Annotated in this window: 1 protein-coding gene; it reads right to left on the reverse strand. The window is 56.7% G+C overall.

Annotation, left to right across the window (positions count from 1 at the left end):
- Window positions 1–1,093: elongation factor Tu (gene tuf, locus DBY66_RS17705; RefSeq protein ID WP_113049448.1), on the reverse strand; the 1,093-nt coding region annotated here is incomplete at both ends.

Raw genomic sequence — 1,093 nt, forward strand, 5'->3', positions numbered from 1 at the left:
GGCCGCCTTCGCGGATTGCGAAGCGCAGACCCTGGTCCATCGCGATTGGGTGGATCAGGGTAACAACCATCTTGATGTTGTCGCCCGGCATGACCATCTCAACGCCTTCTGGCAGCTCAACTGAACCGGTCACGTCAGTGGTACGGAAGTAGAACTGTGGACGGTAGCCTTTGAAGAACGGAGTATGACGGCCGCCTTCGTCTTTAGACAGAACGTAAACTTCTGACTCGAACTTGGTGTGTGGCTTGATTGAGCCCGGCTTCGCCAGAACCTGTCCACGCTGGATGTCTTCACGCTTGATACCGCGCAGCAGAACACCACAGTTCTCGCCCGCCTGACCCTGGTCCAGCAGCTTGCGGAACATCTCAACACCGGTACAGGTTGATTTCGCGGTATCTTTGATGCCCACGATTTCAACTTCGTCACCGACTTTAACGATGCCGCGCTCAACACGACCGGTAACAACGGTACCGCGGCCTGAGATTGAGAACACGTCTTCGATTGGCAGCAGGAACGGCAGGTCGATAGCACGAACCGGATCCGGGATGTAGCTGTCCAGGTAGCCCGCCAGCTCGATGATTTTGCCTTCCCACTCCGCGTCGCCTTCCAGCGCTTTCAGCGCTGAACCGCGTACGATTGGCGTGTCGTCGCCCGGGAAGTCGTACTGTGACAGCAGGTCACGTACTTCCATCTCTACCAGTTCCAGCAGCTCTTCATCATCAACCATGTCGCACTTGTTCAGGAACACGATGATGTAAGGAACGCCAACCTGACGACCCAGCAGGATGTGCTCACGGGTCTGTGGCATCGGGCCATCAGTCGCAGCAACAACCAGGATTGCGCCGTCCATCTGCGCAGCACCGGTGATCATGTTTTTCACGTAGTCGGCGTGTCCCGGGCAGTCAACGTGTGCATAGTGACGGCTTGCGGTTTCGTACTCTACGTGTGCGGTGTTGATGGTGATACCACGCGCTTTTTCTTCAGGGGTGCTGTCGATCTGGTCGAATGCACGCGCCTGGCCGCCGTTGGTTTTAGCCAGAACGGTGGTGATTGCTGCAGTCAGGGTGGTTTTACCGTGGTCAACGTGACCGAT

Source organism: Pantoea sp. RIT413 (assembly GCF_003057675.2).
Lineage (GTDB): Bacteria > Pseudomonadota > Gammaproteobacteria > Enterobacterales > Enterobacteriaceae > Pantoea > Pantoea eucrina.